The 14,590-nt window shown below is 33.6% G+C and carries 14 protein-coding genes; 7 read left to right on the top strand and 7 right to left on the bottom strand.

The annotated features are described in order from the left end of the window. The first annotated feature begins 50 nt into the window (after window positions 1–50). The 3 genes from OYT91_RS16435 (at window position 51) to OYT91_RS16425 (ending at window position 2,922) form a co-directional block, all read left to right on the top strand. Window positions 51–866, top strand: a complete 816-nt coding sequence (locus OYT91_RS16435) for a UDP-2,3-diacylglucosamine diphosphatase (protein ID WP_281238802.1) — start codon at window positions 51–53, stop codon at window positions 864–866. Between the two features lie 18 nt (window positions 867–884). Continuing rightward, the gene (locus OYT91_RS16430; protein ID WP_281238801.1) at window positions 885–1,874 is read left to right on the top strand and encodes a glycosyltransferase family protein; all 990 of its coding nucleotides are present in this window, start codon (window positions 885–887) and stop codon (window positions 1,872–1,874) included. 163 nt (window positions 1,875–2,037) lie between these two features. After that, entirely contained in the window at window positions 2,038–2,922 is an 885-nt protein-coding gene (locus OYT91_RS16425; RefSeq protein WP_432419415.1) for an IS982 family transposase, read from the top strand. A 153-nt stretch (window positions 2,923–3,075) separates the two neighbouring features. On the opposite strand, the gene OYT91_RS16420 is transcribed toward OYT91_RS16425, so the two are convergent. The 5 genes from OYT91_RS16420 to hpt form a co-directional block, all read right to left on the bottom strand. Further along, on the bottom strand, window positions 3,076–5,220 hold the full coding sequence (locus OYT91_RS16420; RefSeq protein WP_281238800.1) for a S46 family peptidase: 2,145 nt from the start codon (window positions 5,218–5,220) through the stop codon (window positions 3,076–3,078). Window positions 5,221–5,470: 250 nt separating this feature from the next. Next, window positions 5,471–6,472, bottom strand: coding sequence for a GTPase ObgE (obgE, locus tag OYT91_RS16415; protein WP_281238799.1), 1,002 nt, complete (start codon window positions 6,470–6,472; stop codon window positions 5,471–5,473). 88 nt (window positions 6,473–6,560) lie between these two features. Further along, window positions 6,561–7,835, bottom strand: a complete 1,275-nt coding sequence (locus tag OYT91_RS16410; RefSeq protein WP_281238798.1) for a hemolysin family protein — start codon at window positions 7,833–7,835, stop codon at window positions 6,561–6,563. Window positions 7,836–7,943: 108 nt separating this feature from the next. Further along, window positions 7,944–8,516, bottom strand: a complete 573-nt coding sequence (locus tag OYT91_RS16405) for an adenylate kinase (protein WP_281238797.1) — start codon at window positions 8,514–8,516, stop codon at window positions 7,944–7,946. 29 nt (window positions 8,517–8,545) lie between these two features. Beyond that, complete coding sequence (gene hpt / locus OYT91_RS16400) at window positions 8,546–9,076, bottom strand: hypoxanthine phosphoribosyltransferase (RefSeq protein ID WP_269223849.1); 531 nt, start codon at window positions 9,074–9,076, stop codon at window positions 8,546–8,548. Window positions 9,077–9,167: 91 nt separating this feature from the next. On the opposite strand from hpt, the gene OYT91_RS16395 reads away from it, so the two are divergent. The 4 genes from OYT91_RS16395 (at window position 9,168) to OYT91_RS16380 (ending at window position 13,846) form a co-directional block, all read left to right on the top strand. After that, window positions 9,168–9,713, top strand: a complete 546-nt coding sequence (locus OYT91_RS16395) for a HEAT-like fold family protein (protein WP_281238796.1) — start codon at window positions 9,168–9,170, stop codon at window positions 9,711–9,713. A gap of 82 nt (window positions 9,714–9,795) precedes the next feature. Then, complete coding sequence (locus OYT91_RS16390) at window positions 9,796–10,971, top strand: 5-(carboxyamino)imidazole ribonucleotide synthase (protein ID WP_281238795.1); 1,176 nt, start codon at window positions 9,796–9,798, stop codon at window positions 10,969–10,971. A gap of 80 nt (window positions 10,972–11,051) precedes the next feature. After that, window positions 11,052–11,537, top strand: a complete 486-nt coding sequence (purE, locus tag OYT91_RS16385) for a 5-(carboxyamino)imidazole ribonucleotide mutase (protein WP_269224549.1) — start codon at window positions 11,052–11,054, stop codon at window positions 11,535–11,537. 281 nt (window positions 11,538–11,818) lie between these two features. After that, a complete protein-coding gene (locus OYT91_RS16380) occupies window positions 11,819–13,846 on the top strand; it encodes a M3 family metallopeptidase (RefSeq protein ID WP_281238794.1) in 2,028 nt (675 codons plus the stop codon). A 52-nt stretch (window positions 13,847–13,898) separates the two neighbouring features. Here the strand turns inward: OYT91_RS16380 and OYT91_RS16375 are convergent, their stop codons facing one another. Continuing rightward, window positions 13,899–14,249, bottom strand: a complete 351-nt coding sequence (locus tag OYT91_RS16375) for a type II toxin-antitoxin system HicB family antitoxin (protein ID WP_281238793.1) — start codon at window positions 14,247–14,249, stop codon at window positions 13,899–13,901. A gap of 3 nt (window positions 14,250–14,252) precedes the next feature. Next, a complete protein-coding gene (locus OYT91_RS16370) occupies window positions 14,253–14,495 on the bottom strand; it encodes a type II toxin-antitoxin system HicA family toxin (RefSeq protein WP_281238792.1) in 243 nt (80 codons plus the stop codon). Window positions 14,496–14,590 lie beyond the last annotated feature (95 nt).

Genomic DNA, 14,590 nt, shown 5'->3' with positions numbered 1-14,590 from the left:
TGAGAACACATTGACATAACATAACGGTCTTACTTTCGTAAAAACTAAAAATGAAAAGACGAAGAAAAATTCCACTGGTTGTTATAAGTGATGTTCATTTAGGCACTTACGGATGCCATGCCAAAGAATTACTGCAGTATTTAAAATCAATCAATCCGCAAACATTGGTTTTAAATGGAGATATTGTCGATATGTGGAGTTTCACCAAAAGCTATTTCCCAGCTGCCCACATGAATGTTTTGAGACAAATCATAAAAATGTCAAATCTAGGTACCCGCGTCATATATATAACAGGAAACCACGATGAAGCATTACGTAAATACTCCGATTTTATATTGGGAAATTTCGAGTTGCTTGACAAAGTTATTTTAGATTTAGACGGAAAAAAAACGTGGATATTTCACGGAGATGTTTTTGATTCCTCTACTCAAGGCTATGCCAAAATTTTAGCCAAACTTGGAGGGAAAGGCTATGATTTACTGATTTTAATCAACAGTCTAATTAATTGGTTTTTGGAACTTTTAGGCAAAGAAAAAAGAAGCTACTCCAAAATGATTAAGGACAGCGTGAAGAAGGCTGTTTCTTTTATCTCCAATTTTGAAACTACTGCTGCTGAAATTGCAATCCAAAAAAAATACAGTTACGTAGTTTGCGGACATATTCACAAACCTCAAATGAAGGAAATTGAAAATGAACACGGAAAAGTATTATACTTGAATAGTGGTGACTGGATAGAAAATCTTACTGCATTAGAATATAAAAAACAAAAATGGAGTCTTTATCATTATAAAAAAGAGCATTACAAAGACACCGACAGCCCAGAAGAAAAAGTGATTAATGATATTGTCAACAAAATTCTTTCCTAAAAAACCAAATTAGAAAAAATGAAAATATTTTACGCCATTCAAGCAACGGGCAACGGGCACATCAGCAGAGCCATACAATTATATCCTTATCTGCAAAAATTTGGAGAAGTTGATTTTTTTATGAGTGGCAACAATGCCAGTCTGGATGTCAATTTGCCTATAAAATTTAAAAGTGAAGGCTGTAGTTTGCATTACAGTAAATGTGGCGGTTTGGATTATTGGGATATTGCCAAAAATATTAAACCAAGGCAAATGTATAAAGATGCCGATGCTTTGCCTCTAAATAAATACGATGTGGTTATCAATGATTTTGACTCAATTACTTCCTTGGCTTGCAAAATGCAAAAAGTACATTCGATACAATTTGGGCATCAAGCCAGTTTTATATCTCCCAATACGCCCAGACCTGACAAAAAAAGCATAATGGGCGAAATGATTCTCAAACATTATGCACCATCTCCAAAAAACATTGGTTTGCATTTTGACAAATACGATGATTTTATTTATCCTCCAATCATCAAAGACGAAATCCTAAATGCCGAACCTAAAAATGCAGGACACATCACTGTTTATTTACCCTCCTTTCAAAAAGATTGTCTGGAAAAAGCTTTTAACAAGCTTCCAAATTTGAAGTTTCATTGGTTTTTAAATGATGTCCAAGCCAAACACACCATAAAAAATGTAACGTATTATCCAGTAAATCAAGACTACTTCAATAAAAGCCTGATAAAATGCGAAGGAATTATCACAGGAGGAGGATTTGAAACACCTGCCGAGGCTTTATATCTTGGAAAAAAAATACTTTCTATTCCAATCAGAAAACATTACGAACAAGAATGCAATGCGGCGGCGCTTAAAAAATTAGGTGTTCCTGTTGTTTATGATGTGGGCGATGATTTTGATTTAATAATCGAAAATTGGCTTGATTCACCCATAAAATATCCAACCATGAAAGCGAATAACATAAATGAAACACTACAGTTTTTATTTGATACGTATCACGAATAACTAAAAATAAAGAGCCGTCCCATTACAAAAATGAGACGGCTCTAAATAAAAAAAATAAATATTAACCCGTTGGGTGTAATTATTTGCAGTAAAATAAATTGATTAGATATTGGTCAAGATACTGAAATTCAGTATCTTGAAGTCGCCAAACAAACCAATATCTATGTCAAATATAGTAAAAAATTATTTTAGAGTTTTAGAAGTTATAAGTTCTTTGAATTGTAAATTAGAGAATAAATCAGATGTCGGCAGAAAACAAAAAATGTCTGATTTAGAAGTAGTTGCGTTAAGTTTGACGGCTGAATTCATGTCTATTGATAGTGAAAATTCTTTATTTAAAGAGATTAATAAGCAAGAAATACCTAATTTAATTGAGCGAAGTCAGTTCAATAAACGAAGGCGAAAATTGTTTTTCTTTTTAGAAGAAGTAAGAACAAAATTAGCATCTCGGTTTTTAGAATTTGAAGATTATTTCATCGTGGATAGTATGCCGTTGGAGATTTGCAAATTTGCACGTCATAGGAGGATTAAAATCTGTAAAAATGAGTTTGAAACAGCTCCTTCAAAAGGGTTTTGCGCTTCTCAAAACAACTGGTTTTACGGATATAAATTGCATGGAGTTTGTTCTATAAATGGAATTTTCCATTCATTGGATATTACAAAAGCAGAAGTTCATGATGTTCATTTTTTGAAAAATATAAAACAACAAATGTCTGATTGTGTAGTGCTTGGTGATAGAGGGTACTTATCTCAAAGCATTCAATTAGATTTGTTTCAAACGGTTAATATAAAATTAGAAACACCCAAAAGAGCTAATCAAAAAGATTATAAACCACAACCTTATATCTTTAGAAAATCAAGAAAAAGAATTGAAACATTATTTTCACAACTATGCGACCAGTTCAGAATTAGAAACAATTATGCAAAAACTTTTGAAGGATTTAAAACAAGAATTTTAGCAAAAATAACAGCATTAACATTGGTTCAATATGTCAATAAATTCATCTTTGATAGACCAATAAACAATATTAAAAATCAAACAATTTAATTACACCCAACGGGTTAAATATTATTAAAGCTCTCTAAATCTCTAACCTTTGTCAAAGTTTAAAACTTTGACAAAGGTACTAGACAAAATTATATGGCTTTCTTGATTTTTGATTTAATATTAAAGTTTCACCAAAACCCTAAAAAATTGCTATTATTTAATAATAGTCATTTCTTCAATGATATTATGAGCACCTGCATATTTGTCAATAATCCAAAGTACAAAACGAATATCAAGATTAATGGTGCGTTGTAATTTTTTGTCAAAAATAACATCACCCGCCATAGCTTCGATATTTCCATCAAACGCTACACCGATTAATTCTCCTTTACCATTCAATACTGGAGAACCTGAATTCCCTCCTGTGATGTCATTATCGGTTAAGAAATTTACTGGCATATATCCTGTTTTGTCTGCATATTGACCAAAATCTTTGGCTTTGTTCAGTTCTAATAAACGTGCTGGCAAATCAAATTCAGCATCTCCTGCTTTATACTTATTGACCATACCAGTCATAGTTGTATAATTATTCACTTTGGCATCATTGCGTTTATCAGCAGGCAAAGAACGCACTTTTCCGTATGTCAATCGTAATGTTGAGTTGGCATCAGGATATTGAATGGTATTCAATTTAGATTCTCTTAAACCTTCTACTAAATTGCGGTATGCGATAGCAAAATCATCATCCGCTTTTAATTGATCAGCTGTTTTAGCTCTAATTTTTGTAATCAAATCATTTGAAATCTCATACAAAGGATCCACAACAATCATCCCTGGTTTTGGATCTTTCATAAAGGCTTCAACTGTTTCTTTAGTTGCAAAAATACTTCCAGAGATTGCTTTATCTACATCGGTTGTAAAATCACCATTATTAGTAGTTTTCATTTTTTCAATAACTGGAGCTAATCCATATTCTGAAGCTTTTGCTGCATATAAATTTAACTGAGCCGTTAAAACTTCTTTTTCCAAAGGAGCATAAAACTCACCATAGTAGTTTTCGATCAAACTATTAATCTTTGGGAGCAATTCGGATCTTTTTGCTTCATTTTCATTATAATACCCAATCAATGCATTTCCTAAAACGGCTGGACCAGCACCATAAGTAGTAGTTCTCATTAATTGAGAAAGATAATTATCATGGCGAGATTTCAAATTTGTTTTGGCATAATAGTCATTTATGGTAGCAATAACATTTCCATATTTTGCTGCATTCTCTGGCTTATTTGCCCAAGTATTGAATTTGGTTTCTTCTTTTGATTTTGTGGCAACAGTTTGAGCTTTAGTCAACGCATCAATCATTCCTTGACGATTTTTCCAATAATTGGCAGTTGAAGCATACTTAGAAGCATATTTTAAATTTACACCTGCATCTTTACTCATATACTTCTTCATGTTATCCATTCCGGTTTTTGCGCCTTCAACCCACGCAGGATATGCATAACCAATGTTCTGAGCTATTCCTCCAGATGGCATCCAACGATTAGTTCTTCCTGGATAACCTAGAATCATTGCATAATCATTTTCTTTTAGCCCTTTGATATTTACGGGTAAATAGTGTTTTGGTTGTAATGGCACATTATCTTTAGAATACTCTGCAGGATTTCCATCTTTATCAGCATATACTCTAAACATAGAGAAATCGGCAGTGTGGCGTGGCCATTCCCAGTTATCTGTATCACCACCAAATTTCCCAAGACTTTCTGTTGGTGTCCCTACCAAACGAACGTCTTTATAATCTTGGTAAACGAAATAATAATACTCGTTTCCTTGAAAGAAAGGGCGAACAGAAACGGTGTATTTTCCTCCTTCGTTATTTTCTTTTTCGATTAAAGCAATTTCTTGTTGAATTGTTTTATTACGTTCTGCTTCGGTCATTTTATCGTTTACTTTTGATAAAATTCTTTTGGAAACGTCATCCATACGAACAAAGAAACGAACGTATAATGATTTTGGTTTTAGTTCTTCGCTTTTACTTTTAGCCCAAAATCCATTTTTTAAGTAATTTTGCTCTTCCGTTGATAACTCTGCAATAGCATCATACCCGCAGTGATGATTGGTCAATACTAAACCTTCTTTTGAAACAATTTCGGCAGTACAACCTCCATTAAATTGTACTACAGCATCTTTCAAACTGTGATGATTGATACTGTATATTTCTTCGGCTGTCAATTGCAAGCCCATTTTTTCCATATCTCTATGGTTCAATCTTTCGATAAACATCAAAAACCACATTCCTTCATCGGCTCTTACAGGAAAAGTCATTAGACACATGGTTAAGAATAATACAATTTTTTTCATAAATATATTTTTTTGATTAAATGTGTAGCGTCTTTTCAATTACTTTTTCAATAATTTGAGTCACACCACTTCACATCTGAATATTTTTTTAAGTAATGCGAATATAATCATTTTGACAATCTTATTAAAACTTTGCCAATATAAACACAATCAAGCACTACTTAATTAACCAAATTTTAAGAATTGTTCAAAACAAAAAAAAAGGCACTCCATTGCTAGAATACCTTTTTATCTTTAATTATAATAATTTTTAGTCGTTCAACATTTTCCATAATTTATCTTTCAATTCAGTCAAACCTTGTTGGGCTACCGATGAAATAAACATATACGGAATGTCTTTGAATTCAACGTCTAATTCTGTTTTCAATTCTGCTTTTAATTCATCATCGAGCATATCACACTTTGAAATGACCAACAAACGCTCTTTATCGAGCATTTCTGGATTGTATTTTGTCAATTCATTAACCAAAATATCATATTCTTCTTTGATATTTGGAGTATCTACTGGAACTAAAAACAACAAAGTCGAATTACGCTCAATATGGCGTAAGAAATAGTGACCCAATCCTTTTCCTTCGGCTGCACCTTCGATAATTCCAGGAATATCGGCAATTACAAATGATTGAAAATCTCTATAGGCTACAATTCCTAGATTTGGTTTTAAAGTCGTAAATGGATAATCTGCAATTTTTGGTTTTGCCGAAGTTAACACAGACAACAATGTTGATTTCCCTGCATTAGGAAAACCTACCAAACCTACATCTGCCAATACTTTAAGTTCCAAAATTACGTCCATTTCCACTCCTGGCAAACCCGGCTGGGAGTATCTTGGAGTTTGATTGGTGGAACTTCTAAAGTGCCAGTTTCCTAATCCTCCTTTACCTCCGCGAGAAAGAATTTGTTTCTCACCATCCTCGGTAATTTCAAAAAGGGTTTCACCAGTTTCTTTGTCTTTCACGACAGTCCCCAACGGAACTTCAATGTATTTATCATCGCCATCGGCACCAGTACTTCGATCTCCTCCTCCATCACCTCCGTGACCTGCTTTGATATGGCGCGCAAATTTCAAGTGAAATAGAGTCCAAAGTCCTTTGTTTCCTACTAGATAAACATGTCCTCCTCGTCCACCATCACCTCCGTCTGGTCCACCTTTCTCAATAAATTTTTCTCTATGCAAATGCGTAGATCCCTTTCCTCCTTTTCCTGAAGAAACATAAATTTTTACGTAATCTACAAAATTCCCTTCTGTCATATTCTTTTGTTTAAAGTTTAAAATTTAAAAGTTTAAAGTTTAGCTGATCTCCAACTAATTTTAAACACTTAAACTATTAAACCAAATTTTAACCTTTTAAGGCCTTAACCATTACTTTATCAATCTTCACGCCATCCATATCGATGACCTCTAACTCAAATTTATGCCAAATCAAAATCTCTCCTTCTTTTGGTATACGAGATAATTCGGTCATTATTAATCCGCTTACGGTGGTTACCTCGTAATCATTTATCAAATCATCCAATTCGAAATAAGTCAAGAAATCGTGTAACGAATAATGCCCGTCTACCATCCAAGTTCCGTCTTCTCTTTCGATTAATTGAAAATCATCTTTATAAAAATCGGATGCATTACCTACTAATGCTTCAAGAATATCATTCAACGTAATTACTCCTTGAAAAACGCCGTATTCATCAGAAACCAATGCATAATGAATCCCGGTATCCTTGAACTGCTCCAATGCTTTGTAAGCCGTGGTTTGTTCCATCATAAAAGGAGCTTCGGTCATAATTTCGGCCAAATTAAAACTTTCGTTTTCAAAATGAGCGAAGATATTTTTTAGATTCACAACTCCAACAATATCATCATGATTATCTCCATAAACGGGATAAATAGAATGCAATTCTTTGAGCATAAATTCCTTTACTTTATTTTTATCTGCGTGTAAAGGCAAAAGCATTACGGATTTCCTATGGGTCATCAATGAATTGATTTTTCGGTCTCCAATATGAAAAACACGTTCTACTATATCTTGTTCAATTTCTTGAACTTCACCTCCTTCGGTTCCTTCTTTGATGATGGCTTTGATCTCTTCTTCGGTTACTTTTCCATCAGCAGTAGGTTTTATTCTCAAAATATCTAATAAAAAGTCTGTCGAGTTAGTTAGCAACCATATAAAAGGAGCCGTAATTATCGAAACAACTTTCATTGGTAACGCTACTGATTTTGCAATTGCTTCTGGATGGTTTAAACCAATTCTTTTTGGCAATAACTCTCCCAAAACTAAGGAAAAAAACGTTAATACTACAACAACAATCCCAACAGCAATGGAATGTGCAAACGGAATTAAAACAGTAAATCCTTTTACAAATACTTCTACATCTGCTGTAATTTTGTCCCCGCTGTAAATACCGGTAAGTATTCCAATTAGTGTTATTCCAATTTGTACAGTTGAAAGAAACTTATTAGGCGAATTGGCCAAATCCAAAGCAATTTGCGCGCTTTTGTTTCCTTTTTTTGCTGCGGTTTCCAATCTGTTTTTTCTGGCCGAAATCAATGCGATTTCAGACATAGAGAAAACCCCATTTAAGAGTATTAGAAAAAATATTATTACTATTTCCAATGTTATATTTTTTGTTTAAAAAGTTTAAAGTTTAAGGTTTAAAGTTAGTACGACATTTCATCGCATTAACTTTAAACCTTAAACTTTCAAACAATTAATTATAATCCTTTATAAATTATCAATAACTGCTGTCAATCTTTCTGTAATTTCTTGAATAGTTCCGATTCCGTTTACAGCGTGAAATTTATTTTGTTCTTTATAATACCCCATCAATGGAGCTGTTTTTTCGTTGTACTCTTGGTAACGATTTCTAATTTTTTCTTCGTCTTGATCATCAACTCTACCGCTAGTTTTCCCTCTTTCTAATAATCTTTCTACCAAGATATTATCATCCGCTTCAAGTGCTACTGTTGCTGTTACACTTGAACCAATTGTTGGCAAAAATGCGTCCAATGCTTCAGCTTGAGCAATTGTTCGTGGGTAACCATCAAATAAAATTCCATTAGAATCCAAATGTTTGTTTACCTCATCAATAAGCATTTTGGTAGTCAACTCGTCTGGAACTAAATCTCCAGCATCCATATATACTCTTGCTTCTTTGCCTAATGGAGTGTCATTTTTCAAATTGTAACGAAAAACATCTCCGGTTGAAATGTGTGTTAATTTGTATTTTTCTTTTAAAAATTCTGCCTGAGTTCCTTTTCCTGCTCCTGGCTTACCAAATAAAACTATATTGATCATTCTTTTTTATATATGATTTTTACTCTTTTTTACTCTTTTAATTGATATACTTCTGGTAAATTCCTGCCCAAACCATCGTAATCCAAACCATAACCAACGATAAATTTATTTGGAATTCGAATGCCTATATAATCAATTTTTAAGTCTTTTTTGAAAGCATCCGGTTTAAAGAACAATGTTGCAATTTTAAAATGCTTTACATTTTGGCTTTTAAATAATTTTTTTAATTCTTCCAAGGTGTTTCCTGTATCGACAATATCTTCAATAATTACGACAGTACGCCCTGTTAGATCTTGGTTCAATCCAATTAACTGCTTTACCGATTCGGTGGATGATGTCCCCTCGTATGAAGCTAATTTAATAAAAGAAACTTCGCAAGGTTTCTTATATAATTTCAAAAAATCCGAAACTACCATAAAAGAACCATTCAAGACTCCTATAAAAATTGGTGTTTCATCAAAAAAATCATCTTCTATTTGCGCTACCATTTTCTCAATAGCAAAGTTTATCTCTTTGGCCGAAATAAACGGAACAAATTGTTTATCGTGTAGTTGTATCAAAGTTCTAAGTTTTAAAATATTTCGCAAAGATAGGGATTTCACTTTTGACAATTGTCAATTGATTTGTACTTTTAAACCAAAAACACTTACGATGACCTCTGAATTCCAAAAAAAATTAAATAATGTAACAGGACATCGGGCCAACCGACAAAAATATGCCGATGAAGTACTCCATAATCCCGAGCTTTTCCCTGAGTTAATTCGACTGTGTTTTCAAGTTTCAGACAAAAATGCTTCAAAAGCTTTTTGGATTCTAGAATTTGTTTGTTATCAAAAATTGGAATGGCTTACCACTCATTTGGATTTTTTTTGTTCCAATTTAAAAAACATAAAAGAAGAAAGTGCCATACGACCAGCAGCAAAAATTTGTCAACTTTTAGTAAATTCTCATTTTAAAAAAAAGGAGATGCCACTTTCTGAAAAAAATTTGGAAGAAATCATAGAAAGTTCTTTTGACTGGCTGATTAATGACATAAAAGTAGCTCCAAAAGCGTATTCGATGCGTACTTTATATCTATTGGGACAACATTATGATTGGATTCATCCCGAATTAAAAACCATTATCGCCAAAGATTTCTCTAATCATACTGCGGCGTATAAGGCAGTCGCCAAAGAAGTTTTGAAGAAAATAAAATAGCGTTTTACTAATCAATTAGGAAAAAGTATCTTTGTACCCGCTAGGCAATATGCCCAACAGACAAAGTAAAATTACAATCACAATGAATTATTTTTCATCTTCTTTTAAATTAGGCATCCTTGGTGGCGGACAATTAGGCAAAATGCTTTTGTTTGACACCCGAAAATTCGATATCCAAACTTATGTCCTTGATCCTAGTGATGAAGCGCCCTGCAAAATAGCGTGCAATCAATTTTTTCAAGGGGACTTGATGGATTTTGAAACGGTTTATAATTTCGGGAAGCAAGTAGATGTTTTGACTTTTGAAATTGAATTGGTCAATCTTGAAGCTTTAGAAAAATTGGAAAATGAAGGAACAAAAGTGTATCCTTCGCCAAAAACCCTGAAACTGATTCAGAACAAAGGAATTCAGAAAGAATTTTATATTCAAAATAATATACCAACAGCTCCTTTCAAACGTTATGCAACTTTAAAAGACTTGGTTGTTGATTTAGTAGATTCGAATATTGAACTTCCTTTTGTATGGAAATGTACCGAATTTGGATACGATGGGAATGGTGTAAAAGTCATCAGACAAACAGCAGATTTAGAAAATTTACCAAATGTGGAGTGTATTGCAGAAACGATGGTTCCTTTCAAAAATGAATTGGCCGTAATCGTTTGTCGCAATCCACAAGGAGAAATAAAAACGTATCCGGTTGTTGAGATGGAGTTTCATCCTGAGGCCAACCAAGTGGAATATGTAATTTGTCCTGCTCGAATTGATGATAAAGTAGCCGAAAAAGCAAGAGCAATTGCTTTGAATGTTTCACAGCAATTCAATCACGTTGGACTACTGGCCGTTGAAATGTTTCAAACCGAAGATGATGAAATCTTAGTAAACGAAGTGGCTCCTCGCCCTCATAACTCTGGTCATTACTCGATTGAAGCGAGTTATACTTCGCAATTTGAAAACCACTTGCGCGCGATTCTGGATTTACCATTGGGAAACACTGAAAGTAAAGTAGCTGGGATTATGGTTAATCTTTCTGGTGCTGAAGGATTTTCTGGAGATGTCGTTTACGAAAACATAGAGAAAATATTAGGTTGGAATGGTGTTACGCCACATATTTATGGCAAGAAACAAACGCGTCCCTTTAGAAAAATGGGTCACGTAACTATTGTCAATGAAGACATAAATATAGCTAGAAAAATAGCTGAAGATGTAAAGAATACGATAAGAGTGATATGCCCCCCAACCCCCGAAGGGGGAGTTTAAACTCTCACAAATTAAAAACCTTTAACTAAAAACCTACCCACCTCCTAGTAGGAATTCCCCCTTCGGGGGTTAGGGGGCTTATTATGAAAGTAGCCATAATTATGGGAAGCATTTCGGACATGCCTGTAATGCAAGATGCCATAGACATTTTAAAAGAATTTGATATAGCGGTAGAAGTCGATATTGTTTCGGCACACAGAACACCTGAAAAATTATTTGATTTTAGTAAAAACGCACATACTCGCGGAATTTCGGTAATTATTGCCGGAGCTGGAGGTGCGGCACATTTACCAGGTATGGTAGCCTCGATGTCTCCACTACCTGTCATCGGAGTTCCTGTAAAATCTAGCAATTCTATCGATGGTTGGGATAGCGTGTTATCTATTTTACAAATGCCTGGAGGAGTTCCCGTTGCTACTGTAGCCTTAAATGGCGCCAAAAATGCTGGAATTCTAGCGGCTCAAATTATTGGAAGTGCCAACGCAACTATTTTGGATAAAATTATTTTATACAAAGAAAGTTTAAAAGAAGCCGTTTACAAATCTTCTGCAACCTTAAATAAATAAAAAAAGCTCCTTAAAAAAAGGAGCTTTTTTGATATTGTAAACTCTAAATCTGGGGAAATTTAGTATTATCAATATAATTTTAATATTTAGTTTCTTTCGATTTGGGATCAAAAAGAGCTTTTAATTTCGAAGTAATTAATTTTTGTGTGAATTAATTACTCGACAAAAGTACATAAAAAATCGATTAAATGCACTATAATCGTAAAAATTAATGTTTTTTTCTTAATTAAAAATCGTAATTAACTAACAGCTAGTTCTTTACAATAATACAAATAAATATCATGAATATATTACTTCAAAAATTTATTACAAAACTAGACACTGCGCCATTTTCAAAAATAAGAAACGAAGATTACCTCCCTGCTTTTCAAGAAGGTATCGTTTTGGCAAAAGCCGAAATAGATTTCATTGTTAACAATCCTGAAAACCCTAATTTTCAAAATACAATTGAAGCTTTATCTTTTAGCGGAGATACTTTGGATCGAATTTCAAGTATTTTTTTTAATCTAAATTCTGCTGAAACAAGTGACGAAATGCAAAAAATAGCGCAAGACGTTTCTCCTTTGCTTTCTGAGTTTGGAAATGACGTTCGTTTGAACGCTGCTTTATTTGCCAAAGTAAAAACCGTTTATGACCAAAGAGAATCTTTAAACTTAAATCCAGAGCAAATAACGCTTTTGGACAAACAATATAAAAGTTTTTCTAGAAATGGTGCTAATTTACCTGAAAACAAAAAAAATCAGTTACGAGAAATTGACAAAGAGTTATCTAAACTGAGCTTGCAGTTTGGTGAAAATGTTTTGGCTGAAACCAATGCTTTCGAATTGCACCTTACTGATGAAAATGATTTAGCGGGTTTACCGGAAGGCACTATCGAAGCCGCTCGTTCTTTGGCGAAAGCCCAAGAAAAAGAAGGCTGGATTTTCACCTTGGATCATCCTAGTTACATTCCGTTTGTGACGTATGCAGATAATCGCGAATTGCGCAAAAAAATGGCTATTGCTTTTGGCGCCAGATGTTTTCAAAATAACGAATTTGACAATCAAGAAATTGTTTTAAAAATTGCCAAACTGCGTTTTGAAAGAGCCAATCTTTTAGGTTATAAAACTCACGCCCATTTTGTTTTGGAAGAACGCATGGCCGAAAGCCCTGAGAAAGTGCTGTCTTTTTCGAATGATTTATTGGCCAAAGCCAAACCAGCTGCACAAAAAGAATTTGATCAATTATCGGCTTTCGCCAAAGAATTAGATGGTATCGAACAGCTTGAAAAATGGGACGGTGCCTATTATTCAGAGAAATTGAAACAGCAATTATTCAATTTAGATGACGAAAAACTGAAACCTTATTTTCAATTAGAGAAAGTATTGAACGGCGCTTTTACCATTGCCGAAAAATTATACGGACTGACTTTTACCGAGGTTTTCGATATCGACAAATACCATGAAGAAGTAACTACATACGAAGTAACAGATAAAAACAACGAATTGGTCGCTGTTTTCTACGCTGATTTCTTTCCTAGAAAAGGGAAACGAAACGGTGCTTGGATGACTTCATACAAATCACAATATATAAAAGACGGCATAAACGAAAGACCACACATTTCGAATGTATGCAACTTTACAAAACCTACCGAAACCAAACCGTCACTTTTAACATTTAACGAAGTGACCACTTTATTTCACGAATTTGGTCACGGATTGCACGGAATGTTAGCCAATACCACCTACCCAAATCTTTCAGGAACATCTGTATATTGGGACTTTGTAGAATTACCAAGTCAGATTATGGAAAACTGGTGCTACGAGCCAGAAGCTTTGGCTTTGTTTGCACACCATTACGAAACTGGAGAAATTATTCCACAGGAATATGTACAAAAAATAAAAGAAAGTGCTAGTTTCCAAGAAGGTTTAGCAACGATGCGCCAATTGAGTTTTGGATTGTTGGATATGGCTTGGCACGGACAAGACCCAACCAATATTGTAGATATCAAAGCGTTTGAAACCGAGCAATTTGCTTCGACACAATTGTATCCTGATGTTAAGGAAAATGCGATGAGTACTGCCTTTTCACATATTTTTCAAGGAGGATATTCTTCAGGTTATTACAGTTACAAATGGGCCGAAGTATTAGATGCAGATGCTTTTGATTATTTCTTAGAAGAAGGGATATTTAATATGGAGGTAGCAGAGAAATTTAAAGAACATGTACTCTCAAAAGGAGGAACAGAACACCCGATGATTTTGTACAAACGATTTAGAGGACAAGAACCAAAACCAGATGCTTTGTTGAAAAGAGCGGGGTTATTATAGCCTTTTAGTTTTTAGAAATAGTAGAAACCGAAGTAGCAATGCTTCGGTTTTTTTAGTTTAAAACCTCCTCATGATTTACAATATAGAACAACGCTTCTTTTACAACATCATTTAAATTCAAACCTTTTTTAGAGGCCAAAAGAGCTGTTTTTTGATGTAATTCTTGTGAAACTCGAACATTAAAAGAACCCTTAAAAACTTTCTCGGGTGACTTATTTAAAGTTACACAAATTTCTAAATAATCAAGAACTGATTCTTGAAAAGATTTTTCTAACTCATCTACCGAACTGCCTTCAAAAGTAACCAAATCGTTTATGCCTTGAATTTTCCCAAAGAAAGTCTTGTCATCTGCTGAAAATTCTACAGTCCCGATATATCCTTTATATTCTAAATAATTTTTCATCTTTTACAATTTTAAATAGTCAATGATTATATCCAATTGATACGATTTCAACACTTTTTGTGGATGGGGTTCGTGTAAACTAATAATCTGCTTTTTAATATTCACAAATTTTCGTCGTGAGCCTCCTGTTTTTCCTTGTGCTATTTGTTCAAAACCAAAATGATGTAAAACTTTAAGGATTTCATCCCAAGTAAAATCTTTTGGTCTCGATTTTAATTTCTCTATTAATTTTTCAACTTTACTCATACAAAATTACAATTAATTTTCAATTAGCAACTAAAACTTAGTTGCAAAATTATTTGATAAAAAATACTAATAAAATATAAAATAATTCTTTCAAA

This window comes from Flavobacterium praedii, from assembly GCF_026810365.1.
Taxonomy (GTDB): Bacteria; Bacteroidota; Bacteroidia; order Flavobacteriales; family Flavobacteriaceae; genus Flavobacterium; species Flavobacterium praedii.
Note: the sequence above shows the minus strand (reverse complement) of the source record. Positions and strands in the feature narration are given on the sequence as shown.